The sequence below is a fragment of the Nostoc sp. 'Peltigera membranacea cyanobiont' 213 genome (assembly GCF_002245975.1).
GTDB lineage: Bacteria > Cyanobacteriota > Cyanobacteriia > Cyanobacteriales > Nostocaceae > Nostoc.
Genome location: NZ_NOLI01000122.1, coordinates 1 through 24,177 on the forward strand (window position 1 = coordinate 1; position 24,177 = coordinate 24,177).

General features: G+C 41.9%; 17 protein-coding genes and 1 pseudogene. 8 read left to right on the plus strand and 10 right to left on the minus strand.

Features of this window, described 5'->3' with window-relative positions:
• Nucleotides 1-138: 138 nt before the first annotated feature.
• Together CDG77_RS25570 and CDG77_RS25575 are read right to left on the minus strand one after the other, a co-directional pair.
• Nucleotides 139-981: a cyanophycinase gene (locus CDG77_RS25570; RefSeq protein WP_094332143.1), complete on the minus strand. Its 843-nt coding sequence runs from the start codon at nt 979-981 to the stop codon at nt 139-141.
• 352 nt (nt 982-1,333) lie between these two features.
• Nucleotides 1,334-1,537, minus strand: a complete 204-nt coding sequence (locus tag CDG77_RS25575) for a hypothetical protein (RefSeq protein WP_094332144.1) — start codon at nt 1,535-1,537, stop codon at nt 1,334-1,336.
• 308 nt (nt 1,538-1,845) lie between these two features.
• Between CDG77_RS25575 and CDG77_RS25580 the strand changes: the two genes are divergently transcribed.
• Entirely contained in the window at nt 1,846-3,756 is a 1,911-nt protein-coding gene (locus CDG77_RS25580) for an acetate--CoA ligase family protein (RefSeq protein ID WP_094332145.1), read from the plus strand.
• A 112-nt stretch (nt 3,757-3,868) separates the two neighbouring features.
• Here the strand turns inward: CDG77_RS25580 and CDG77_RS25585 are convergent, their stop codons facing one another.
• Nucleotides 3,869-5,488 (minus strand): tetratricopeptide repeat protein, encoded by a 1,620-nt coding sequence (locus CDG77_RS25585; protein WP_094332146.1) that lies wholly within the window; start codon nt 5,486-5,488, stop codon nt 3,869-3,871.
• 262 nt (nt 5,489-5,750) lie between these two features.
• Here CDG77_RS25585 and CDG77_RS25590 point away from each other — a divergent pair, with 262 nt between their 5' ends.
• Together CDG77_RS25590 and CDG77_RS25595 are read left to right on the plus strand one after the other, a co-directional pair.
• On the plus strand, nt 5,751-7,373 hold the full coding sequence (locus tag CDG77_RS25590; protein WP_094332147.1) for a DUF1565 domain-containing protein: 1,623 nt from the start codon (nt 5,751-5,753) through the stop codon (nt 7,371-7,373).
• 547 nt (nt 7,374-7,920) lie between these two features.
• Nucleotides 7,921-8,610, plus strand: a complete 690-nt coding sequence (locus CDG77_RS25595) for a CPBP family intramembrane glutamic endopeptidase (protein ID WP_094332148.1) — start codon at nt 7,921-7,923, stop codon at nt 8,608-8,610.
• Nucleotides 8,611-8,734: 124 nt separating this feature from the next.
• Here the strand turns inward: CDG77_RS25595 and CDG77_RS25600 are convergent, their stop codons facing one another.
• Nucleotides 8,735-9,391 (minus strand): DUF3386 domain-containing protein, encoded by a 657-nt coding sequence (locus tag CDG77_RS25600; protein WP_094332149.1) that lies wholly within the window; start codon nt 9,389-9,391, stop codon nt 8,735-8,737.
• Between the two features lie 108 nt (nt 9,392-9,499).
• Here CDG77_RS25600 and CDG77_RS25605 point away from each other — a divergent pair, with 108 nt between their 5' ends.
• Together CDG77_RS25605 and CDG77_RS25610 are read left to right on the plus strand one after the other, a co-directional pair.
• Nucleotides 9,500-10,171 carry a LuxR C-terminal-related transcriptional regulator gene (locus tag CDG77_RS25605; RefSeq protein ID WP_094332150.1) on the plus strand — a complete coding sequence of 224 codons (672 nt, stop codon included), beginning with the start codon at nt 9,500-9,502 and terminating at the stop codon, nt 10,169-10,171.
• A gap of 439 nt (nt 10,172-10,610) precedes the next feature.
• Nucleotides 10,611-11,441 carry a PEP-CTERM sorting domain-containing protein gene (locus CDG77_RS25610; RefSeq protein ID WP_094332151.1) on the plus strand — a complete coding sequence of 277 codons (831 nt, stop codon included), beginning with the start codon at nt 10,611-10,613 and terminating at the stop codon, nt 11,439-11,441.
• Nucleotides 11,442-11,684: 243 nt separating this feature from the next.
• Here CDG77_RS25610 and ebsA read toward each other — a convergent pair whose 3' ends face one another.
• Nucleotides 11,685-12,059 carry a type IV pilus biogenesis protein EbsA gene (gene ebsA / locus CDG77_RS25615; protein WP_094332152.1) on the minus strand — a complete coding sequence of 125 codons (375 nt, stop codon included), beginning with the start codon at nt 12,057-12,059 and terminating at the stop codon, nt 11,685-11,687.
• 629 nt (nt 12,060-12,688) lie between these two features.
• Here ebsA and CDG77_RS25620 point away from each other — a divergent pair.
• Nucleotides 12,689-14,095, plus strand: coding sequence for a glycosyltransferase (locus tag CDG77_RS25620; RefSeq protein WP_094332153.1), 1,407 nt, complete (start codon nt 12,689-12,691; stop codon nt 14,093-14,095).
• A 66-nt stretch (nt 14,096-14,161) separates the two neighbouring features.
• Here the strand turns inward: CDG77_RS25620 and CDG77_RS25625 are convergent, their stop codons facing one another.
• Nucleotides 14,162-16,249 (minus strand): DNA polymerase III subunit gamma/tau, encoded by a 2,088-nt coding sequence (locus CDG77_RS25625; RefSeq protein WP_094332154.1) that lies wholly within the window; start codon nt 16,247-16,249, stop codon nt 14,162-14,164.
• Nucleotides 16,250-16,634: 385 nt separating this feature from the next.
• Here CDG77_RS25625 and CDG77_RS25630 point away from each other — a divergent pair, with 385 nt between their 5' ends.
• Together CDG77_RS25630 and CDG77_RS25635 are read left to right on the plus strand one after the other, a co-directional pair.
• Nucleotides 16,635-17,321, plus strand: a complete 687-nt coding sequence (locus CDG77_RS25630; RefSeq protein ID WP_181154509.1) for a hypothetical protein — start codon at nt 16,635-16,637, stop codon at nt 17,319-17,321.
• A 171-nt stretch (nt 17,322-17,492) separates the two neighbouring features.
• Complete coding sequence (locus CDG77_RS25635) at nt 17,493-21,398, plus strand: CHAT domain-containing protein (protein ID WP_094332156.1); 3,906 nt, start codon at nt 17,493-17,495, stop codon at nt 21,396-21,398.
• A 109-nt stretch (nt 21,399-21,507) separates the two neighbouring features.
• Here CDG77_RS25635 and recR read toward each other — a convergent pair whose 3' ends face one another.
• The 4 genes and pseudogenes from recR to CDG77_RS25655 all read right to left on the minus strand — a co-directional run.
• Nucleotides 21,508-22,065, minus strand: coding sequence for a recombination mediator RecR (gene recR, locus CDG77_RS25640; protein WP_262985174.1), 558 nt, complete (start codon nt 22,063-22,065; stop codon nt 21,508-21,510).
• Nucleotides 22,066-22,239: 174 nt separating this feature from the next.
• A complete protein-coding gene (locus CDG77_RS25645; RefSeq protein WP_094332158.1) occupies nt 22,240-22,635 on the minus strand; it encodes a hypothetical protein in 396 nt (131 codons plus the stop codon).
• A gap of 2 nt (nt 22,636-22,637) precedes the next feature.
• Nucleotides 22,638-23,876, minus strand: coding sequence for a tetratricopeptide repeat protein (locus tag CDG77_RS25650; protein ID WP_094332159.1), 1,239 nt, complete (start codon nt 23,874-23,876; stop codon nt 22,638-22,640).
• Between the two features lie 193 nt (nt 23,877-24,069).
• Nucleotides 24,070-24,177 (minus strand): annotated as a pseudogene (locus tag CDG77_RS25655) (photosystem II protein D1); the annotation flags it as partial.

Sequence of the window (24,177 nt, forward strand, 5' to 3'; positions counted from 1 at the left end):
TGGAGGTGTTTTCGTCGTCGTCCGGCTATCCATCCCCGCCCTGTAGAGGGACGGGGAATTCCGCCGAATCAGTTAAAAGATAAATGTCACTAATCTACAAGTATTAATTATCAAACCTATTAAAAATTGGGTGTTGATTTAAGCAACAGATACAGGGAGATTTGCCACAGAGCGATTACCGGGGATGGGTTGGCGGGTTTTCAAGTCAAATTTGAAGCCATGTGGCAAGATATGAAGCTTTGCTCCGAAAATCGCCAAAGACTCATCCTTCAAGATTTCGCCCATATTGTTGTATGTAGCCTCTGATTCATCAACAATAGTCACCGCACCCTCACCAATCACTTCAATTTGGTTATCTGTGACGACCATAGCGGTATTTTCGTCAATACCGAACCCCAAAACAGCAGGTTCTAGTATTAAAGCTGAAATTAAGCGTCCCAAGCGTCCGCGTTGGGAAAAATGCTGGTCAATTACCACCCCTGGTAAAAAGCCTAGACCAGGGCCCATTTCGACAGTTTCAATTCGAGGATGTGTCTGCGAATCACCTTCCACGATCATTTTATCTGGCATCACGGCCGCTCCGGCACTTGTGCCTGCGATAACTATACCTTCCCCAAACCGTTTATGAATCGCCACATCGATTTCGGTATCCTTGAGGATGTTGGTGATGCGAGCTTGGTCTCCGCCGGTAAAAAATATCCCAGTTGCTTTATTAATTGCTTCCAATGCGGTAGATGAAGATGCGTCTTCGCGGGTTTCTGTATCAAGAATGCGAACATTCTCAGCTCCCAACCGCTCAAATACTCTAATATAATTTTCTCCAACTTCTCTTGGTAATTCTGTCGCCGCCGTCATAATCGCAATGTATGCTTTGGTACCGCCAGCGCGTCGCACAAAGTCCCGCAGAATTTGGCAATCCCCTTCCTTATCTTCAGCTCCCCCAATAATTACTAGCTGCCGTTTGGGATTACTTTCCACTATGATGCCCCCTGATGTGAGTTAATAAATTTCACTAAACCATGACATACTCAACTATCAAATCATCCCTGTGGTAGATTACCTGACAGAAGGTAGTATCAAAATTTCCGTAGACGCAAAGCGGCTTGTCGTTAGACATCGCAATTAAACCAAAAGATTTTTCAGGAAAAGTACACAGAAATAGCTCCCCCTCAAAATTAATTTCTTTTACTAAAATAAAAACCAAGAGCAAGTGCCTCTAAAAATATCTTCTAGAGGCGTTGTTGACTATGTTGCTAATTGCCGATTGAAAATTTATTTTGTAATTGTTGGTATTAACCCTACCTGGGTGCAATTAGATATCTGATTATGAGTCTTAATGAATGCGACTTCTGTAGAGCAAGTTAGTCAAGAAAAAACGTGCTTGTTCTAGTGGGAGATGCCTAGGTTTGCCTTGATAGACAATTTGATACTCATTTGAGTCTGGCCCATCACCATGTCCAGAGATCAGCTTTTGGTGAAAAGCTTCCTCAGCAAGTTCTCGAATTTCATCTCTTAGAGCAGCTTGTGTGCTATTCATACTTTGCTGTCTTTTCAATACCACATATCTATTTATACAACCTTGGTGATGGGTATTGCACCTTTCAAAGGTTATATCTTTGACTATTCTTGAGGATGAAGTGACTATCTTGGCTGAGGAAGGGGGATTTAATTATGCCTTGAGATAGTTAAAAATGCTTACTAATAGGCTTAATGTAGGTTCTGATTAGATCAATGGCTTTGCCATCACTCTCTAAAATGAATGTGAAGCAACCTACAATCAATAAGTCTGAGTAACGATAACTCAGCATAGAAATTTCAGGGTGTTTAGCCAAAGGTTCGTAATCAATGGTTCTACAAAAAAGCAGTGATTTAGTCCGCATTAATGCTAGAAGAACGGATGTATTCGATATTTTCAACTTCAAGCATTACATTGGGCCCAACCCCTATTTAGATACAGGGGCGCTAGTATTTGACTTTGCTCTAATTGACTCTAGAGAGCCTTTGCCCATTGAAGATTATATTGCAAGCATAGGCGATCGCTATCCAAATCTGGGCAGCCAAAGTTACGAATCCCATGCCCATCTGTTTGCCCAAGTTGTGTCCGAAGTCGGAAAACTGGACATGGATTTGCACCTTAACCATTGGAGTGTTAAACCATATCCAGACTTCGTGCGAATTAGCGTCCAATCACTACACGAACGCACAACTAGAGAAGTAGCTTATTTTGTTTGGGATTGGTTTGAAGCCGTTACCCAAAACGAGGACTTTAACTTTGATGAGCAGCTAGTGAGGCTGCAAAATAGATTCCGCGCATCCGTCTATGGTGGCCCGACGGTCTACGCTCTATTGCGAACAGCCTACGAAAAAGGTATTCCCGCCTTTTATTTGTGGGAAGAAGGATTAATGCAATACGGCTTTGGAAAAAAACATGTCCGGGGAGTAGCGACAACATTTAACTGTGATAGTCATTTAGATTCGGAGTTCACCACCCGTAAGGATGACTGCAAGGCATTTTTAAAAACCTTGGGTTTCCCAGTCCCTGAAGGCGATATCGTCTTTACTGAAAAAGAAGCCTTAGCCACGGCAAGAAAAATTGGCTACCCAGTGGCGGTTAAGCCAGTGGTAGGTCACAAAGGAATTGGCGTTACGGCTGACGTACAAGACTCAAAAGAAGTGGAATTTGCTTATCACAGGGCATTAGCCGCGATTCCTGAAGATCAACTAACTCGGATAATTGTTGAGAAAAGTATTTCTGGCTCGGATTTTCGCATGTTGTGTGTCAATGGCAGATTTGTCGCCGCCACAGAACGCCGTCCAGCATCGGTTGTCGGTGATGGCTACTTAACGCTTGCAGAATTAATCCGTATAGAGAACCGCAAACCTGCACGTTTAGACACGCCTACCTCACCCATGAGTAAAATTCAGGTTGATGAAGCGATGCAACTCTACTTAGAGGAACAGCGCTTATCGTTAGACAGCGTGATTGAGAAGGGACGCACTGTTTATCTGCGTAAAGTTGCCAATCTTTCAGCCGGAGGTATGAGCATTGATGCAACCCAAACAGTTCATGCTGACAATATTATTTTGGCGCAAGATATTGCTCAACACTTTCAACTGACTTGTCTGGGGATTGATGTCATTACCAAAAGTCTCGCAGAATCTTGGAAATCGAGTAACTTCGCTATCCTAGAAATCAATGCTGCACCGGGAGTTTTAATGCATCTTAAACCTTCTGAAGGTGAAAGTGTTGATGTACCTTCTCATATTTTAGAAACCTTTTTTGAGTCGGGTACAGATGCGAGGATACCGATTATTACCTTTAATAAAATCTCAGTCGAAGAACTGCAAGAAACCATTGACCATATCCTTTTGCAACATCCCGACTTGACAATAGGGGCCGTTTGTCGTGATGCAGTTTTTGTGAATCGCTCGAAAAAAGTATTAGGCAAAAACTACAATAGCAACGTCCAAACTTTGCTGCGTCATCCCAAACTTGATTTGCTAATTGCCGAGTATGCGGAAGAAATCTTAGATGAAGACGGGATGTTTTACCAGAGTAGTAATATCGTCGTTTTGGATAATCCCACCGAAACTGAAATGATCCTGGCGCGGGATGTCTTTGATAGTTCTACTGTGGTGATTAGAAAAGGTAACAGTATCTCTGTCCGTCGTAAAGGGTTGATTGAAGATTATACTTTGGCTGAAGATGAACCATTTACACGGGTTTATTTGAAAGAAACTGGAACGATTTTTTGAGTTAAGTAAGCGAATCCATTAGAACCCCGACTTATTTAAGAAGTCGGGGTTCTGAATTTATCGTTCAGGCAAGAGACGCGATGAATCGCCGTCTCTACAATAAATTAATTGCCTAGAATTTTAAAATATCTAATGATTCTTCGATTTCTAAATCTAATATTCTTTCTCGTGTATTTTTGAGCGCTTCTAGTTTACCCTCTTTCCGATAGATGTCGGCCGCTTTTTGAAAATCTTCAATTGCTCCCTGTTTATCTGCTATTTCTAAACGGATATTGCCACGATTGTAATAAGCATCGGCATAATTTGAATTAATCTGGATTGCTTGAGTATAATCTTCAATTGCTCCCTGAAAATCTCCTAAATCAGAACGAGCATTACCACGGTTGTAGTAAGCATCGGCATAATTAGGATTAATCTGAATTGACTGAGTATAATCTTCAATTGCTCCTTCAAAATCTCCTAAATCAGAACGAGCATTACCACGTTTTTTATAAGCTATAGCATCTTGAGGATTAATCTTGATTGCTTGGGGAAATATCGACTGAGAACCTAATAAATAACGAGCAATTCCACGATTTTTATAAGCATCAGCATAATGAGGGTTAATTTTAATCGCTTGGGTATAATCTTCAATTGCTCCTTGGTTATCTCCTACATGAGAACGAGCTTCAGCCCGGTTTTTATAAGCAACAGCAACATTAGGGTTAATTCTGATAGCCTCTGTATAATCATTAATTGCTTCTTCTAATCGCCCCAGTTGAGATAGAGCCAAACCTCGTTTATTGTAAGATTTGGCATCATGAATATTTATATAGATTGCCTGAGAATAATCTGCGATCGCAGCTTCATAATCTCCTAGTTGATAATGAGCTAAACCTCGTTTATAATATAAATCAATATCGCTAGATTTTACTTTTAACGCTTTAGTATAGTTAGCGATCGCATTGGGATATTCCCCTTTCTCAAAACATTCATCTCCCAATTTTACAAAAAGTACATTTAAATCTTCATTACTATATTCAGGTTGAAAAAAAGATTTGAGCAGCTGATTATTAGCTGGCTTAGACAAAATTTCCGGTTTCGGAAGATATTTGTAAACTGATGCCTGTTGCCGAGAAGAGTTATTTAGAGAAGATTGTAACTGTTCTAAATAACAAAGTAAGCCACCACCATACAGTAATTGGTCTATCCCAAAGGAAATTTTACCAGTCTTTAATTTAATCATCCGGGTTGGCAGAAAGCCAGCCAAAAAAAGGTGATACTGAGATTGTGCTTCACTCACATCTTCTTGAATAAAAATGCAAACTACAACTGCATTTTTTTCAACTTCTTCAGAACTAATTGACCATCTAACTCTATCAATATTACCGTGACGAGATTTAACTTCTATACCAATAGATGCGTCAGAAGTCAAGGTAAAATCTATATTGCCATCGCCGCCGAATCGCTTTTCATAATCGACTTCGGTAATAAAATCTGCTAAACGTTCTTTGACAACTTCCTCACCCAATTTACCTTTGAGATAGCTGATAAAAACGTCACGGACTGGCGAAACACGCTTATATTTCTCAGCCATCAACCAGCAAAATTCCCGTAGTGCCTTTAATCTTTCTCCAGAGATTATAGTTAATTCACTATGTTGACCTTCTGTTTCACAATGGAGCAAACAACCAGATGTTAACCTTTTAATAAAATCAGACTGTAGCGATCGCAGTAGTGTAATCCAGTCCATTGATATTTCTGCGAATCTTTTAATGAGATTATTCTATTAAAATATCCAGTCGCCGTAAACCTTTCAATTAGCTTGGGTGATATTCTCTAAATTTGCTTAACATTATGTATAAAATATTAACTTAAATTAATGTACTGACTTTTTTATTGGCATAATTTTTTAACTTTGCAGTGAGAAGTACTTTAAGTTACTTAATGCATCAACCGCTACCCAGTTTCATGGTTAGCGTTAGGATAGCTATGTATTTTTTGGAAGTATAAATATGGCTCAGACTTTTTATGTAAATCCAGTATCAGGTAGTGATACCAACATTGGTAGCCAACAAGCCCCGTTCAAAACTATTACTCAAGCCCTTAAGGTAGCTACAGATAAAACCAAAATTCAACTAGCAAATGGTAATTATAATGCTGTTAGCGGTGAAATTTTTCCGCTAACTGTTCCATCGGGTGTGACAGTAGTAGGTGATGAAACAAACATTGGTAATGGTATTTTGATTGAAGGGAGTGGTAGCTACCTGAGCCGTACTTTTGCTGGTCAAAATGTCACATTTGTGCTGTCAGACAAGGCTGAATTACGGGGGGTGACTGTAACAAATTCGGCTAGCCGTGGTAGTGGTGTCTGGATTGAATCAACGGCTCCGACTGTTGCCAATAGCACCTTCATCAACTGTAAGCGGGAGGGAGTATTTGCTACAGGTGACGCTAACCCAGTTATTCTAAATAATGTATTCAGAGAGAATGCAGCCAATGGAATTGCGATCGCTAAAAATTCCAAAGGTCAAATTCAAGGTAATACCTGTATCAAAACTGGTTTTGGCATCGCCATTAGTGATACTGCATCACCCATACTTCGAGATAACAAACTTTCAGAAAACCGTTCTGGAATTGTTATCTCTGGTAGTACTCGCCCTGTATTGCGTAACAATGTCAGCGAAAATAACACTGACGATGGCATCACAGTAATTGGAACTGCCTTACCAGATATCGGCAGTACCAATAGTCCAGGAGGGAATACTCTACAAAATAACGGTAAATTCGATTTGCAAAATGCCAGTTCCAATAAGCTGGTTTCTGTGGGAAATAAAATAAATGCGTCTAAAGTTACAGGAAACATAGAGTTTGCAGATAGTTCGGTTCCCACACCAACACCGACACCAACTCCAACGCCAACTCCAACGCCAACGCCAACACCAACACCAACACCAACTCCAACTCCAACTCCAACTCCGACTCCCACACCAACACCGACACCAACTCCAACGCCAACGCCAACGCCAACGCCAACTCCAACGCCAACGCCAACTCCCACTATCGAATTAACTGATATTAGTAATCATTGGGCTGGTGGGTTTATTCGGGAATTAGTCAAATTGGGGATAGTTAATGGTTTTCCCGATCGCACATTTAAACCTGATGCTACAATGACACGGGCGCAATATGCCGCATTACTGGTAAAAGCTTTCAACCCACCACCAAATCGCCCCGCAATCAAATTCAAAGATGTTCCAGCAGAATTTTGGGCATCCAAAGTAATTCAACAGGCATATCAAGGTTTATTTCTCTCTGGTTTTCCTGACAATACCTTTAGCCCCAACAAAAATATCCAGCGCGTGCAAGTGATTGTCTCCCTAGTGAATGGGTTGGGATTATCTGCTGATGGTACAGCGTCTATCAAAGCTTTTGATGACCAAGCAAAGATTCCTGATTATGCTAAAGATGAGGTCGTAAAAGCTATAGACAAGGGGATTATTGTCAATCACCCAAACCTCAAACAATTTAATCCCACCCGCGATGCAACACGCGCTGAGGTAACAGTTATGGTATATCAAGCTTTGCTAGATGCTGGTCGTGTAGCGGCGATTAACTCGCCTTATATTGTGACTTAAGTGGTCACAAAAATGGTTCTAATTTCCACCTCATTATTTTTCAGTAATTCGAGTTCGGTTAGCTAACAGAAGAATAATATTGTAGCGATGGAGTGCTTTTTAGCACTCCATTTTGTTAATGAGTTTGGAGAGCATAATGGCTCTTAGGGCTTTCCAAGAAATAAATTATTCATTTGTGGGACGGGCATCTTGCCCGTCCTAATATTGGGGACGGGCATCTTGCCCATCCCACAAGAAAATTTGGGATATTTTTTTATTTGGAAGTCCCTTACCTTCATATAGCCATAGTAATCTCTGAATTTTAAAAAAATGTCAGAGTTAATAAAATTATGTGACGACGCACAAAGTGTCACCTGGTTTAATTCCGATTGTAGTACTAAAGTTTTATACTTCGCATATATAGAAGTCCGCTTTGATTTTTGAATTTATTTGTGTAGTAGGCAACAGCAAAAAAGGCTCTTTGAGTTGTACTGATTTTTCTCAAAAATTAAATAGGATTCCTATATTAGGAAAAATTTAAAGCATCGAAATACAGGAAAAGCTTTGCATGTTGAAAGATAGCCCCAATTTAAATGCACTACTAGCTCTAGTTTTGCTTGTGCCAATTCCTAGCATTGGTGTTGCAACCGAACTTTACATCCTCCCTGGAATAATAGGACATTCAATAGCTCTTTTATCTAAAATATGGTTGCTAGCTATACCCATTATTTGGTTGTTATTTATCGATAAAGAGAATTTAAAATTTGAATATCCGAAGGGACGCGATTTGTTAGTTGGAGCCGGATTAGGACTATTGATGCTATCCATAATCTTGATTGTTTATTGGCTCCTGGGCGCACAGTGGATAGATGTTGAATATGTTCGAGATAAAGCAAATCAGGTTGGATTGAATAGTTTTACTATTTATTTAGTAGGCGCAGCATACTGGATATTCATAAATTCTTTGCTTGAGGAGTTTGTCTGGCGTTGGTTTGTGTACCGCAAATGTGAAATATTAGTAACTTCCCCTTTGGCTGTAGTAATCTGTGGGCTATTTTTTACAATTCATCACGTTGTAGGTCTATCAGCCTACTTCGATTGGAAAACGACTATATTATGCTCATTGGGCGTGTTTATTGCAGGAGTAGTATGGTCGTGGTGCTACTTAACCTATCGCTCAATTTGGATTGGATACATCAGTCATATTTTTGCGGATATAGCAATTTTTATTATTGGCTGGCAACTTATTTTTACTTAATACATAATATTATATTTTGATTGAAATTAAGGCGATCGCATATTGCTTAAAATATTAAAAATTAGCGCAGGCACTGCCTGCGGGGGGCTGTGCCTACGCTAATGTTTAAATTCCCAAAGAAAGCTTAAGCAGCAACAGGTTCCAACAATTTGATGTCAGAGAAGACAAATTCTTGAGTAGATACTTGTCCTGCTGTCTCGGTGCGAATCTCCCGACGATTTAGGATGAAATAGTCACCAATTTTCTCATATTCATCGATAAATTCGCTTCTACCGCCTTTTTGTTCCCCAGTTTTGGGGTCATGATACACAGAGTCATAAGTATGGGACAGGTAGCCTTCTCCAGTGTCATGACTGCTGAAGGTGTCAATTGTCACAAAAGTACCGTGGATTAGACGGTGAACATGGCATACTTCATTATTGCGAACTTTATATTTATCGCCCTCAGCCTTACCACCCATTAAAAGCTCAACTGCACCAGTTTCGTCAGTTTTACCATAGCTAAATGTATTGGCGCTGTGGGTGTCTTCAAAGCTGCGGCGGATACGGTGAATTGCTATCTCCCATGCTTGACCATGAATTGCCTGTTTGGCCGACTCGTCATCTACATCCAAAACTTCGGCTTTGAGATTAGCGCTGATGATAACTTTGCCTGTAAAAACTTTATCCTCATGCTTATAGGTAATATTTGCAGTATAGCCTGGGAAATTCTTGTCCCAAGTATAGCGGTTCTCATAAGCAGCCCGGAAAAGTTCCTGAGCAGAGAGTTGTGTAACTGTCATGTTGCTTCTCCTAGTCGCTACTGTAATTAGCGTTTTAGTTTCCTTGGTATTAGCATAGAAGTAATTGTTGAGGCTTGGATAGTCCCCAACTGGGTACACTTTACACTTATGGTTAATTCTCTCCACGCCATATTTCATGCGATCGCCAATGTCCAAAATGAGCAAGAATTAAGGCTAGCTCTCACGGATAAAATTGGTGAGCATTTTGGCGTGCAAAATTGGGGCATTTATTTCCTAGATGAGCAACCAACATCTGAAATCGATGTTCAAGGTATTCCAGCAGTATGCTTAGAAAGCAATCCAGTCGGGCGCTACGTGGTTGAGCGTCATGCTCCCGCCCATGAGCAGTTGTTATTATCACCAAAAGACTGGAAGCATTTTTGTTCGCGTTCCGATCACGAACACGTAATGACTGGGCCAATTGTTTGCGATGGTCGCCTTGTCGGAACGCTTAACTTAGCTCGTGATAAGGGAAATCCTGCTTTTAATGGCAACGATTTAGCCGATTTGAGTGCCTTATGCATTCATTTGTCAGCAAAAATGGCAACTCTGCGGACAAAACCAAAAATATCCCATTCCCTTTTAGTAAGTCCTCTAACAGCGCGGGAGTTACAAATTGCCGAGTTAGTCGGACAGGGGTTAACAAACGCAGAAATTGGGGAAAAACTTTGGATTACGCAAAATTCCGTCAAACAAGCTTTGAAGAGGATGTTTCGTAAGTTGAAGGTTTCGGCGCGTGCAGAAATGGTGGCAAAGCTCCAAGATATACAAGTTTCTTGATTCAGAATTCCAAATCCAGAATTCTGAATCCAGGAATCAAGATGCTCTCTAGCAGACGCGCAAGGGTAAACTTTCTATTGTCTTAACTATTTATAGGACTCATATCAATACGGTTCGGATAAGATCCCCCCACCTGCGGCGACCACCTTTTAAGGGCTAGGGGGAATCTAAAAGTGCCCAAACTCACAGCGAAAAACTTGTTCATTCAACCTCTTATGCAGCGATTGGTTATTTTTTTATTTGGAAGTCCATTATGAGGTGATTGTCTCCGACACGCTCCGCAAACACAAGAATAAAGATCGGCATTAACAAGGCTTTTTGTTGCTGATGAAACTTCCACCACAAGCTTGGGAATAATAAATCGTGCCTGAGAAACATTTTAAATAAATCTCGGCTTATTAGGTGTGTTTTTATCGGCGGTTCAAGGAGCCAATTGTTAATGAAAGTAAGTTCATCAGGGACTAAGCTAGGTTGTGCATTTGTTAGCAGCAGTTGTTTAGCAGCAGCAATCATCGGTTTTAGTGGAGCAAGTGCTTCGGCTGCTCAATTCATCACAATTGAAAGCACTGGTACATTATCAGGAACAATCGAACTTCCTAGAAATAATCCCAATTTCAATAACAGTATTACTCGTATTGATACGGATGACACTGGAACTTATTACCGGAACTTAGGTACTAATAATAATCCTAATTATGTTCCTGTATACCAGTCAGATTATTTACAGGTAGAAACACGCTCTGATGGAAGTCTGCATTACTTTGTTGACTTTAAAGGTATTCCCTTTGTCTCCTTTGATGGTGTTCTGACATCGCCGGTTCTCTCTGGTGGTCAGTTGACTCCCTATAAATACCAAGGACAATTGGCAGGAACCAAATTTCAAGGAGTAGTTCAGGATGAATTTAATTTCATAAAAGCCTTATACACTGGTACTGTTACCGATCCAGACACCGGAAAGCAGTATCAGGGGACTTTTGAAGTGGCTGGATATGGGGTGCGATATAGCGATGTCTACGACGGGCTACGCCTACGCAATGGTAGCTTAACTCCCACAGTCTTTGATTTCCAGTCTGATATCCCAGGTTCGCCAACTGTAACATCCTTGACCATCACTAACGCTACTCTGGCGAATTTAAGAATCAAAGTACCTATTGATGAAACTTCTATTCCAGAACCCGCTAGCATTCTCGGAACCTTTCTGGTAGCTGGTTTTGGTATGATTTTGAAACGAAAAAAAGACATCTGCCCTAAGAAAATATTGGGCGATTAGAAGTCGCTACTACACAAAACTTAGTTCACAGAGGTGGACTAATACAAAATCAAGGGTTTGCTTAACCTGCGGAGGTACGTAAAGTCTTGTATAGCCAAGACTTATATTTACCCTGGGGAGTAATAAATTAGACTTTAAAAACATCTTCATAAGAAGATGTTTTTAAAGTTAGAAGTTGATAAATTTCATAATCCAGAGTAGTTTTAAAAACGAGCCGAACTTTGCTAGTTCGGCTGAGTTTAATTAATCGTCTATACGCAGTAACTTGCGGTAAAACGGTTGTGAAAAATCGGTCAAGCGATGGCGTTTATAGTTTTCCATAACTTCAATTAAAAAATTAATAAACTCGAAACTAGCCATCATTAGTTCGTAACTCAGATCGGCATTGCCATCAAACTGAATTCGGCAACGGGTTAAGTCTGAGGGTAAAGTGGCAACATTCCAGGAGGCTACGAAGGGTATATGTTCACTAGCCTCTATCTTTCGGTGTCCCTCCAAAACCCCTTTTTGATAAAGACTGATGGCATAGGGTAAGAAATTGCGCTTAGTGCCCTGAACGTAAGGTAAGTAAACACTGGCTTGTTGTTGAGTAGCAGGCTGGAGTTGCTCAATAGACATTGTTAAATATTCCTCAAGTTAGTTGGCAACTAGGGATATTAGTGGATGTTAGTAGTGTTCCCAAAAGATGTGTCTAAAGCACACAGTGGTCAGTGAAGAAGGGAATAACTGACAGGTGATAGGTAATTCTCTGTCACCTGTCACCTCTCTATAATCCCAATGCCTCTAAATGAAGTTACTGCTAAGAAATATTAAAATTTCAGTTAGAATAAGGCTGCCTTAACTTCGATCGAAGCTGGGCGCAATAACATAACATGAAAAATCCCCACTATTAAAGTTGTGGATGTTATTATTGCTGTTTCTCCCAACAACAAGCTGCTGTTATCTTGGTATCACTTTGCCTAAACCGGAATTCTCATTGGAGAAAGTCAGACTCTACAAGCTTCCTGCCCAAGTGGCTATTAAAGGAATCAAGCCTCTGTCTAAGAGTAGGAAACGTGGTTAATGCTAAGTAATTACCCAGAGTGGCAGTGACAACAAAGGTAGTCTCAGCAGCTTTTGGCTTAGGGATAGCGGGTATTGCAGTTTGCCCATTCCGATTGAAATCGGGAAAAGTAGCTTAGGGATATTTGTCCGTAAAATTACTAACTGTAGACAAATACTGGTTTTTGAATCAAGCAACCTAACCTATGCCAGCGAATTCCTGGCCCGAAGAAGATTCTTATCAAGAGCTTGATCCGCTCAACTCCTTGTTGTCTGACCTATCAGTAGATGAGGAGTCAGTGTTAGAGACAGATCCTATGTCTCTACCATCCCGGTTTCAAGGTCGTAGACGTAAGGCTGCTCTAGTCTTGACCGTTGTCTGGAGTGGCACGATCGCTCTACATTTAGTTTCTTGGGCTTCTATATTTATTCTAGGACTGACCACCATTCTAGGATTTCATGCTTTGGTGGTAGTGTTTACTAAATCCCGTCGCTATCCAAAAGAAATACAGGGAGATTTGCCCTTTGTATCTGTGCTGGTAGCTGCGAAAAATGAGGAAGCAGTAATTACTAAATTAGTCAAAAATCTTTGTAATCTGGAATATCCAGGTGGGCAGTATGAAGTCTGGATAATTGACGATCGCAGCAGCGATCGCACGCCGGATTTACTAGCAGAACTAGAGCAAAAACACAACCAACTGAAAGTACTCAGGCGTTCAGCAGAAGCGAGTGGCGGCAAATCAGGGGCATTGAATCAGGTGTTGCCACTGACAAAGGGCGACATCATAGCAGTATTTGATGCTGATGCCCAAGTTGCACCAGATATGCTGCAACAAGTAATACCTTTATTTCAAAGAGAAAAAGTGGGGGCGGTGCAAGTGCGAAAAGCGATCGCCAACGCTAAAGAAAACTTTTGGACTAAGGGGCAAATGGCCGAAATGGCCCTTGATACCTGGTTTCAGCAACAGCGCACTGCCCTTGGTGGTATTGGCGAACTGCGGGGCAATGGTCAATTTGTCCGGCGTTCAGCCTTGGAAAGCTGCGGTGGCTGGAATGAGGAAACCATTACCGATGATTTGGATTTGACAATCCGCTTACATTTGGATAAATGGGATATTGAGTGTGTTTTCCATCCACCAGTGCAAGAAGAAGGTGTGACAAATGCGATCGCACTTTGGCATCAGCGCAACCGATGGGCAGAAGGCGGTTATCAACGCTATCTAGATTACTGGGATTTAATTCTCAAAAACCGCATGGGATGGCGCAAAAGCTGGGATTTGCTGATTTTTATGCTGATTATGTATATCTTACCTACAGCAGCAGTACCAGATTTGTTAATGGCGATCGCGCGTCATCGTCCACCAATGTTAAGTCCCATTACAGGCTTGTCCGTTACCATGTCGATGGTGGGAATGTATACAGGTCTAAGGCGCATCCGTCAAGATCCGAAATTCTCACTTTCTACATATTTGCTGATGCTAGTGCAAACTATGCGTGGCAGTTTATATATGTTGCACTGGCTAGTTGTCATGAGCAGTACTACTGCCCGCATGTCGGTAAGACCAAAGCGCCTAAAATGGGTGAAAACATTGCATACGGGGGATGGGGAATAGCCCCTTTGGGGAATTAAAAATTCAAAATTCAAAATGCAAAATTATTGTTGGTAATTTTGCATTTTTTTATTCATCATCAACTTCTGATTCTTCTATCCACTCAGGTGTAATTATGGAATCGGAGAATTCTGGGAAATCATCTGCAAAGCGGATAATTTCTCCGTTGAAAAATACTGCCAGACGTTGAGCTGCGATCGCTACTTCATCAACTTCCCAATCAGGTGCAGGTGTTCGCTGTGGCGATGGAGGCAAAGTTTGCGCCCCATTTCTATTTGCCCCATTTCCATTTGCCCCATTTCCATTTGCCCCATTTCCATTTGCCCCATTTCCATTTGTCCCATTTCCATTTCTTGCAACCGGCTCAGTTTTTAGTGGTGCTGGTGGTGGCGTTGCTGGCTGTGGTACTGGCGCTGGAGGCGAAATTTGCTGGTTGTAACTGGGAGTAGGTGGTTGCTGAACGCGACTAGAGTCTTTTGGGGGGGGATTTTTTTTAGCTGAAGTAGAGTTTGAAGAAGTTCCTTTTTCTATATCGATCTGAATTTCACGCTGGAAAGTCTGTTGGAAAGCCGCCGTAATCATCGGTAGATAAGATTTTCCCTTGTCATACCATGCCTGTTTGATCGCAATTCGAGCCACAACACCGTCAAACTCTACGAGTTGGCTCATTTGACGTAGCATTTCTTGCCTTGATTTGGGCTGAAGGTTAGCCAGCACCTGTTGCCAAACCTGAGTTAAATCATATTGTGCTTCTCCAACAACTTCTGAAGTTACTGGTTCAACGTTCGCAGGCGACACAGGTACAGCTACAGGTTCTGGGGTTGGTGGTGAAACTGAGTTAACAGCAGAATTATGATTTGTTTGCGGTTCAACTACTGGAGATGAAGCAACGGGCTGATTTTGAGCAGTCGCTACATGATGGTTTGGAGAATTATGAATTGTTTGTGGTTCAGCTACTGGTAAAGAAGAGACTGCATGATTTTGGGGAACTGCTGAAGGATAGCTAGGAGATACAGCCGGTGAGTTAACTCGCGGTGCGACACTTGGTGCTTGTAGCTGAATATTCGTCGCACTGGGTAACAATCCTAGTAATGTTACCTCCAACCATAAGCGCGGCTGGGTGCTATTTTTAATTTGCACTTCCGATGTTCGCAGGTGTTGCTGTCCCGCTAAAATCACGCTCATATCGAAGTATTGGGCAAACTCAACCAGCGCCGTCCAGGTTTGCTGAGTACAAGCAACCAAATCGTGGCGGTTGGGTGCAGTTTTGGCAATGAGTAAATCGCGGTAGAAGGCCGCAAGATTTTGCAGGAGAGTTAGGGGTTCTCGACCACGATCTAAAATGTAGTGAGTACAGTCTAGAACCGCTTCCGGTTTATCTTGAGCGATCGCATTTAAAAGCCCCAATAAGTCCTGTTCGCTTACCGTCCCCACCAAATCCCAAACTCTATCTGGTGTCACTTCACCCGCCAACAAACCCAATTGATCGAGTAAACTTTCGGCATCCCGCAACCCGCCTTGAGAAAGTTGGGCTATGAGGGTTACAGCTTCAGGTGAAATATGAATGCTTTCATAACATGCGATCGCACTTAAATGCTTAACCATCGCCTCTAATTGAATGCGTCTAAAATCAAACCTTTGACAGCGTGAAATAATCGTTGGTAACACCCGTTGCGGATCTGTTGTCGCCAATACAAAAACTACGTGTTTCGGTGGTTCTTCTAGGGTCTTAAGTAGCGCGTTGAATGCCTGGGTACTGAGCATGTGGCATTCATCGATTACATAAACCTTGTAACGACACTGCACAGGAGCAAACTGGGCTTTTTCAATCAACTCGCGGATATTATCGACACCAGTGTTGCTAGCGGCATCGATTTCAATTACATCTAAGGCGTAGCCCTTGGTGATTCCCTGACAAACATCACACACGCCACAGGGTTCCGCAGTGGGGCGATCGCTTTTGAGACAATTGAGAGATTTAGCCAAAATGCGGGCACTAGAAGTTTTCCCCGTACCTCTTGGCCCAGTAAATAAATAGGCGGGGGCAATTTTGGATGTGCCGATCGCATTCGTGAGGGTAGTAGCGATCGCCTCTTGTCCCACCAGTTCAGCAAAACTTTTGGGGCGATATTTGTGGTGCAGGGGTTCGTAAGACATGGAAAAATAGACTTCAATGCCTTTCAACGTGAATAAGTAGCACCGAGTCGAGTTTAGGATTCAATTATTTTAAACTCTCGTACCTGCTTTGTTTATCGATATTGCCATAGCGCTTACACTCAACTAATGCCGTCAATTTTGGCACTCAGGAAAGCAAGCAACCAGATCATATTCTTGACTATGATTTCAACATCAACGTATCGGAATTATAGCATAGCATTTAGTACATTTGTTCTATTTAAGATTGGGGGGCAGGGGAAAATAACTCTTGACAAATGACTAATGACTAATGAGTAATGACTATACGTTTTATTGACTGAACTAACGCCATAGTCCAGTGCGATCGCTACAATTTTAGGATAAGCAAAACTCGATGGTGCAGCAGATGCTCAAGCGGCTATTTCAATGGCTCAAAAAGCTTTTTCAGAGCTTGTTTGGTGGAAAACAGACTACCTCAAAATCTAGAGGAAATATCCCAAAAGAACCAGCACCACCCCTAAGCGATACGGATCTGGAATTTCTCTTTACGGAGCTGTTGCAAGGAGTACATCAGGCACGAGGGGAAGCCTGGGCGCAAAAGTGGCTGCATAATATTGAACATCGGATTACAACTGAAGACTGGGTTGAGTGGTTAGAGCGCTTTGGCGAAAAATTGCTAGCATCACCTACACCCAATAATGAAATCGCTGCGCGGTTAGTACAACTGGGTGAGTTGAACATCGGAGAAATCGGAGATGTCGCCCATAGTATTGGGATGCAGTTGTTAACACGCAATCAAGGCGAACCAATTTGGGAATATGAAGGGCCAGATGCGATTAGCACGATTTTACCATCTGAGCCAACCGCCCCCACATCAGAGTCAGCAGATGCACCACAGAATCCCCCAGAGGGAGAATACCAAACTGTCACCCTAGAAGAGTTGTTTGTGATGTTGCAGGACGATGAAAACTTACGCCAGCAGATTGCTCAACAACTTGCCGTTGAGACAGACGATCCACAAGTGCTTGTCCAGGCATTGATCGAGCAATTATATCCTGCTGGTCAATCTACTACAGAGCAAACAGAAAATTAATCGAATCGGGAAATTGTAACGTTGTAATACTGTACTCTTGAATGTTTGTATATTTTTTGCTAACCTGCGACGGAAGCGCTGTCCCGATCTAATGGATTTTTACGTAATTGATGACTTTTTTAACACAACGATGGCTACAATCTAGAAAAACAAAATCCAATAGTGTGGCAGATGCTCAGGCGGATATCGCAGTCGCTTAAAAGGTTTTTAAAGCGCCTCATTGAAAGTAAGCAGGGTAGTTCTCTCAAGGGTGCGAGAGGACACAATCTGGTGGGTGTACTACCAGAACTAACCAATGCCGATCTAGAACAATTGTTTATCCAATTGTTGGAAGGCGTGCATCAAGCACGAGGACGACAGTGGGCATTGAGGTATCTGCAACGGGTCGAAAATCGGATTCCGGCTGAACGCTGGATAGATTGGTTGGTGATATTTGGCGAAAGCTTGCTAGCTTCACCTACACCGAATCCTCTTTTAGCAGCCCAGATGGTGCAATTGGGGGAACTTGGTGTTGGCAGAATTGGAGATGTTGCTTATGACATTGGCATCCGAATGATGCAAAACTCACCTACACAGATAGAGTATGAGGAGAATTATCCCGAAGAGGACTTAGAAATCACTCCTGAAGAATATGGGGTCGAAATCACTCCTGGGGAAGAACTGATCCACAACTTAGGTGAGCAGTTATTGGAGTATGATGAGCCAGATGTCATAGAAACTACTCCAGGGCTTGAACTGATCCGCAATTTAGGCGAGCAGTTATGGGAGTCTGATGAGCCAGATGTTGTAGAAATCACAACCGATGAAGAAATTATCCTAACTTCCGATGAAGAAATTATCCCAACTTCGCCTGGGCAAGAGCTAATCCGTAGCTTAGGTGAGCAATTATGGGAATATGATGATGTACCAGATGTTGAACCGATCGCGTCAGCGCCTGAAAATGCTTCTTTTGAGGAAAGATTCACCGAGAATTCAGAGGAATTGGTATTGGAGTATGAAAGGGAAGAAGCCCAAACCACAATACCCGAAAATCTTCCTCTCCCCGCCAAGGAAGATTCAATCACCTCATTAGCCCAAGTGAGGTTCGATGATGAAGAAGTTATTCAAAGTACAACAGGAGCAAATCTCCTTTCTACGAGACAAAGAACTGAATTAACAACTTCTCCCTCAGTGGAAACCTGGGATAACGCTTTGACAAATTTAGAGCCAAATGTGGCTAATACATTAGATGAGTTGTGGGTGAGATTGGATCAGAGTACCAATTTAGTCCAGCAACTTGCTTCTAACTTGGCAGTTCAAAGCAGTAATTCTCCTGGGACTATTGAGCGACATAGCGATAATCCGATTACCCACGCTCAAGGGTGGTTTTACCAAGGTCTTCAGCAAGCGAAAACAGGAGATTTGTTAGGCGCGATCGCATCTTACGACCAAGCTATTGAACTTCAACCAGAATTTTCAGAGTATTGGTTTAATCGAGGCTTGACACTGTTCCATTTAGAACGTTTTGAAGAAGCGATCGCATCTTACGAAACCGCCATAGAACTGAAACCCGACTTCTACAAGGCTTGGTACAACCGGGGTGGAACTCTCGGAGAATTAGGATATTTTGAAGAAGCGATCGCATCTTTTGACAAAGCCATAGAAGTCAAGCCAGATTACCAAGAAGCGTGGTCTAGCAAAGGTTTGGCGCTGCTGAAGTTAGGTTGGCTACCCGAAGCGATTGCTAGTTATGACCAAGCCCTGTATTTGGAACCAGAAGACCAGGAAAACTGGTATCACCGAGGCATAGCCCTAGCTGTAGGCGAACAATTTGCAGAGGCAATTATATCCTACGATAAGGCGCTAGAAATTAACCCAGAGTATCACGAAGTTTGGATAGATCGGGGTGTAGTGCTGTTTAATTTGGGAAGGTGGTCAGAAGCGATCGCTTCCTGGGATAAAGCCCTTTCAGTTCAAGCCGACTTCTACTTAGCTTGGTACAACCGAGGTATAGCCTTAGACAACTTAGGTCGTCGCCAAGAAGCGATCGCCTCCTATCAACAAGCGATTGCCATTAAACCCGACTTCCACCTAGCTTGGTATAATCAGGCAGTAGCGCTGTTTTATTTAGAACAATTTACTCAAGCGATTGTCTGTTATGACAACGCTTTGGAAATTAAACAAGATTATTGGGAAGCTTGGATTGGTCGGGGAACTGCGATCGGTAATTTAGTAAATTCTGACGCATTGCTGATGTCGAGTAATATCACAGCGACAAATCCCGACTTGCAGCAGGGAAGCTACGAAGGAAAACTAGCCAGCTACGAAGAAGGATTAAAGCATCTGCGAACAGATACCCACCCAGAAGGTTGGGGTAGATTGCATTTGGCGATCGCTAATACCTACTACGAGCAAGGCAAAAAACATACTAATCCCCGCGATTATTGGCGCAAAGCTGCATCTGAATACCATCAGGCGCTATTAACCCTAACACTAGAATATTTTCCCCAGTTCCACCTAGAGGTTTTGCAATCTCTAAGCAAAGTCTTGATGGGTTTGGGACAAACAACACAAGTCCAAGAATTGCTGCAACGCGGTACAGATTTATTGCGACAATTGCTGAGTGAAGAAACTCGCTCATCCGAAAGTAAAAAACAGCTAGCTTTGAAATTTGCAGGCTTCGATCAATTGGCAGTTGATTTAGCAGTAGAGTCTGGTGATTTAGTAGAAGCCTGGGAAATTGCCGAACAAGGCAAAAATGCTTGTTTAAACTGGCTAATTTCTGGCTGGAATGATAATATTTACTCGCCCTATTATGGTGCAATTCAAGAACTATTCAATCCTACAACAGCAATTATTTACTGGCATATTAGTCCAGTCGCCCTCCATACTTTCATTCTCAAAGACCAAGCGCCATCACCAATCCTCCTATTTACACCCATGCAAGATGCTGGGGGAATACCTTTAGGAGAAGACGCTATCCGTCTAAACGAATTGCCTTTACCCGAAGCAGTGCAACGCCTAATTGAATTTGAAACTTGGCTCGAAGATTGGCATCACCAATACCAAGAATATCGCACCACAGCCCAAGACAAAGAAAGTAAAAGCCAGCATTCTTGGCGAGTGGATATGGAACAGAAACTGGTGCAGTTATATGGGATATTGAATATTTCCACAATTTCCCAGGAACTCGAAGGCATCACCCAACTAGTTTTAATTCCTCACCGCGACTTGTACAGATTGCCCATTCATACCCTTTTCCATCTCTCTTCCCCATCTCAAGAAGAGTTGCCGAATGTGGAGTCAAATTTCACTGTTACCTATCTGCCTAGTGCCCAAACAGGTTTATCAATCAGAACTGAAGATATTTGGCAGTGGCAAAATCAGTTATTGCTCAGTGTCGAACATCCTGAAAGTGCAGCTTATCCTACAGGAAAATTTGCTAAACTGGAGTCTGAAGTTGTTAGCCAGATGTTCAATAATATCCAACGAATTCAGGGAGTAGAAGCTACAAAAAATGTTGTAGAAAATGCATTTTTTGATAGTTACAATATCTTTCATTTTACGGGGCATGTTACTAATAATTTAGCTGAACCCAAAAAGTCAGAATTAGCACTAGCAGGTGAAGACAAACTCACTCTAGATGAAATCGTCCAACAAAATCTAGCAAGTTACAATCTTATTACTCTCTCTGCCTGTGAAAACTTAAGTACTAGTAACTACACTACCAGTAGTGAATATGTGAGTTTAGCCAGTGGTTTAGTGAGTCACGGTGTCCCTCATGTAGTGAGTACTCTTTGGAGTGTAGAATCTTCAGCTAGTGCCTTAGTAATGATAGAGTTTTACCGGAGATTACAGCCTAATAAATCAGCAGTTACTGCCTTAGCTGAAGCAACACTATGGCTCAAAGAACTAACGGCTGGAGAACTGACAAAATGGTATGAAGATATCTTGAATAATCTCCATCCTGAAGAATTACGAATTCAAACTTATTTAGCGACACAACTATATAGAAATAGTAAGATGGCATCAGATAAAAATCTTTATAATCATCCTTACTACTGGGCAGCATTTACGATTACAGGTAAACCAAATTAATCCTTTGAAACTTAATCAAAATAATTCGTCAGTTGAGAAATAAAAAGAAAAAAGATAATCCCCATAAATTTAGGGGATTTTATAAAGCATATTGTTTCACAGTATGTCGCTAATCTAACTCCCTACGTCCTTCCAATGCCCTTGCTAGGGTCAATTCGTCGGCGTACTCCAAATCACCACCTACAGGTAAACCAAAGGCAATCCGCGTCACCTTGGTAAATGGTTTCAGTAGCTGACCTATATATAGTGTTGTTGTCTCCCCTTCGACACTCGGACTAATTGCCAGAATCACTTCTTGAGGCTTTTGCTGATTCACCCGTCGCTGCAAAGCCAGTATAGTCAACTGTTCTGGCCCAATTCCATCAATTGGCGAAATCACCCCGCCCAAAACGTGATACTTGCCTTTATACTCGCGGGTTTTTTCCAGCGCAATCACATCGCGGGGATCTGCTACAACACAAATAGTTTTGTTGTCCCGATTGGCATTCCGGCAAATTTCACAAACAGGTTCAGCAGATAAGTGGAAGCAAACAGAACACAAACCGATCTGTTTTTTTGCCTCAATTAAAGCTTGTGCTAAAGCCTCTACTTCTGCTTCTGGACGCTTCAAAATATGCAAAGCCAGCCGTTGGGCAGATTTAGGGCCAACTCCCGGCAGACGTTGCAATTGCTCAATTAACCGTGCTAAAGGGCGTGCGTAAACCGTTGTCTTGTCTCCAGAATGTTTTTACCTTAACTATGATGACATTTTTAGGACAATATCGAAGGTAAATAGAAGCGGGCGAATACGGTTTACCTGGTGGTTTAATTTATTTAATCTATGTTTTTTCCGAAATCTAGCTCAAAAATCTATGGTTTTTCCAGAGCTTGGGTCAATATCTGGAGGTAGACATTTATTAGCTACGCCTACTGCGGGATTATTGCCAGACAAAATCCAAGGGGGTAACAAAGTATTAGTACAGCTAATTTTAACTGCTACCTTTTTTCCTCGATTTGATGTTGTCCTGAGTAAATCACCAAAATTTAGAATTGTATTAGCTCCAACTTTTTGCCACTTTATATCACCGGGTTGCTTACGCTCTACAATACCGTTATTAACACTGATGATTTGTCCGATATTTTGGCTCGATGCTGCAAACGCCTGCACCGCAGTTATATTTAAATTTTCACTCATCCACCACACAGAAATTGCAAGTATTAGGGTTAAAATCTTCAAAATATAGAATTTGTGTTGCATTATTAATCATCTCCTTTTTTAATTTCCAAACACTGTTTAACTTTCAAACATTGTTGTGCCATACTAATCCATCCATCCTCATCAGGATTGTACTCAATAGCATACGCAAGGCATTTTTCCCACTCTAAAACCGCTTTTTTCTTGTCATTCTGGCGTTCCCTGATTTGTGCTATCAGACAGTAAGCAGGTGCGCGATCCCTTGTCAAGTTAATAGCTTCTTGAAGGTTGTTTTCCGCATCTACGTAGCGTTTTTGCTCCAGTCGTGCCCAACCTAAATTTTTGAGCAGACCATACTGTAACTCCTTGTCTTGATTGTCTTTTGTTCGTAGTTGAGCTTCTTTAAGCAAGGCAATAGCTGCGGGATATTTTTTGTCCAGAATATACAAGCGAGCTAGGTTGTTGTATCCTTTTCCGAAATCGCCCTGTACAGCAATTTGATATTCAGTGCGGGCACGATCAAAATCTTGTAGTCTTTCGTAAAGTTGTCCTAATCTGTGGTGAGTTTTCAGATCGTCTGGGTTAAGCTTGATTGCCCTACTGTAGTTTGACTGGGCGCTGGCTAATCGATTTGCCTTATAGTCTTGCTCTCCTTGGTTGTAGTAAAAAGTAGCAATCTTCGGTAAAGAAAAACGAAAGCTAAAGAGACACAAAAACAGCAGTAACGCAAAACCAAACTTAACCTCATTCTGGAAATGTTTCGGAATATTGAGGCTGCTGAGAAGGCGCTCAATCGATTCCTGTCCAGTTTTTGTCAGTGCGCCCCCAGCAGCCAAAAGAGTTAACACGCTCTGAGTTGTGATTGTAAAGGCTCCTAGCGTATCTGGTACACCAGTTAAAAAGCGTGAGGAAATATCAACCACCAAGCTGAGGCTAGCTGTGAGCAATGTCACACTCCCAGCACTCCACAGCCAATCAAATTTGTCCCATCGGTTTGTAGGAGGTTCCAGAAACCACCACCAAGCTTCTGCGGGTGGATGCACAATAGCACGCCAGTCAGCTAGTTTAACCAGCTTTGTAATCAACTCGCCTTGTTTTTTTAAGCGCTCATCTAGTGAGATGACCATCATCAGACTTTGTTTATCAGTTTGAGTTTTAGCAGTCCGTGCTGCATAAACTTCATCCCTTGCTATCAGAACATCCATAACTTGTTGTGGTAATGGATGTGTCGTCACTGCTGCTTCGAGTGCTGTGAGCGTTATATGATATTGTTTAACAGCACTAACTAAGTCAGAGACGGTCATTTCTGCGCTCCTATTTATCTGGCAATCTTTATTATTTATATATACAGTGAACAAATATGAATTTATGCACAAGTCCCAATAAAAGAAAAACGCCTCCCTTTGGAAAGCACTGTTTATCTTTACAATTACAATTCAAACTAAAAAGCGCCCTCCTTTTCAGGAGAGCGCTTTTTGATTTAGCTAAACTTCAGAATTAACCGTTGATAGCAGGAGCGGTAAGAGCTACAGGAGCAAGATCCCCAGCAGCCAAATCTAGAGGGAAGTTGTGAGCATTGCGCTCGTGCATTACTTCCATACCCAG

Coding starts and splice junctions, on each gene's coding strand:
- CDG77_RS25595 (WP_094332148.1), top strand. CDS start 7,921: ATGTTGAAAGATAGCCCCAATTTAAATGCACTACTAGCTCTAGTTTTG.
- CDG77_RS25620 (WP_094332153.1), top strand. CDS start 12,689: ATGCCAGCGAATTCCTGGCCCGAAGAAGATTCTTATCAAGAGCTTGAT.
- CDG77_RS25605 (WP_094332150.1), top strand. CDS start 9,500: ATGGTTAATTCTCTCCACGCCATATTTCATGCGATCGCCAATGTCCAA.
- CDG77_RS25590 (WP_094332147.1), top strand. CDS start 5,751: ATGGCTCAGACTTTTTATGTAAATCCAGTATCAGGTAGTGATACCAAC.
- CDG77_RS25610 (WP_094332151.1), top strand. CDS start 10,611: ATGAAAGTAAGTTCATCAGGGACTAAGCTAGGTTGTGCATTTGTTAGC.
- CDG77_RS25575 (WP_094332144.1), bottom strand. CDS start 1,537: ATGAATAGCACACAAGCTGCTCTAAGAGATGAAATTCGAGAACTTGCT.
- CDG77_RS25635 (WP_094332156.1), top strand. CDS start 17,493: ATGCTCAGGCGGATATCGCAGTCGCTTAAAAGGTTTTTAAAGCGCCTC.
- CDG77_RS25645 (WP_094332158.1), bottom strand. CDS start 22,635: ATGCAACACAAATTCTATATTTTGAAGATTTTAACCCTAATACTTGCA.
- CDG77_RS25585 (WP_094332146.1), bottom strand. CDS start 5,488: ATGGACTGGATTACACTACTGCGATCGCTACAGTCTGATTTTATTAAA.
- ebsA (WP_094332152.1), bottom strand. CDS start 12,059: ATGTCTATTGAGCAACTCCAGCCTGCTACTCAACAACAAGCCAGTGTT.
- CDG77_RS25650 (WP_094332159.1), bottom strand. CDS start 23,876: ATGACCGTCTCTGACTTAGTTAGTGCTGTTAAACAATATCATATAACG.
- CDG77_RS25625 (WP_094332154.1), bottom strand. CDS start 16,249: ATGTCTTACGAACCCCTGCACCACAAATATCGCCCCAAAAGTTTTGCT.
- CDG77_RS25600 (WP_094332149.1), bottom strand. CDS start 9,391: ATGACAGTTACACAACTCTCTGCTCAGGAACTTTTCCGGGCTGCTTAT.
- CDG77_RS25580 (WP_094332145.1), top strand. CDS start 1,846: ATGGTTCTACAAAAAAGCAGTGATTTAGTCCGCATTAATGCTAGAAGA.
- CDG77_RS25630 (WP_181154509.1), top strand. CDS start 16,635: ATGCTCAAGCGGCTATTTCAATGGCTCAAAAAGCTTTTTCAGAGCTTG.